Genomic DNA, 432 nt, shown 5'->3' with positions numbered 1-432 from the left:
CGCGGAAGCGATAGCCGGCGTGAAGGCGGTGCTCACCCACGAGGACGTTCCCGAGGACCGCTTCACGCGAACCGGTTTTCCCTACCCGGCCCCGGCCCCGTTCGACGAGCGCGTCCTGAACGAGACGGTCCGGTTCGTCGGCGAGCCGGTGGCCGCCGTCGCCGCGCGAACCGCCGAGGCCGCCGCGGCCGCGGTGGACGCCATCGAGGTCGACTACGAGCCGTACGACCACGTCCTCGACGCGCACGAGGCGATGGGGGCGGACGCGCCGACGCTCCACCCTGAGCCGTACGAGAACCCTCAAGAGAACGCGGCTCCCGAGCGGAACGTCGTCTGCGAGACCCGCCACGAGGAGGGAAACGTCGAACGCGGGTTCGAGGCGGCCGACGAGGTCGTCGAGGGGGAGTACGAGACGCAGGCCGTCCACCACCT

Annotated in this window: 1 pseudogene; it reads left to right on the top strand. The window is 71.5% G+C overall.

The window, feature by feature from the left end:
- Window positions 1-432 (top strand): annotated as a pseudogene (locus C5B91_RS21855) (hypoxanthine oxidase XdhD); the annotation flags it as partial.

The organism is Haloferax sp. Atlit-10N (genome assembly GCF_003586325.1).
Classification (GTDB): domain Archaea; phylum Halobacteriota; class Halobacteria; order Halobacteriales; family Haloferacaceae; genus Haloferax; species Haloferax prahovense.
Note: the sequence above shows the minus strand (reverse complement) of the source record. Positions and strands in the feature narration are given on the sequence as shown.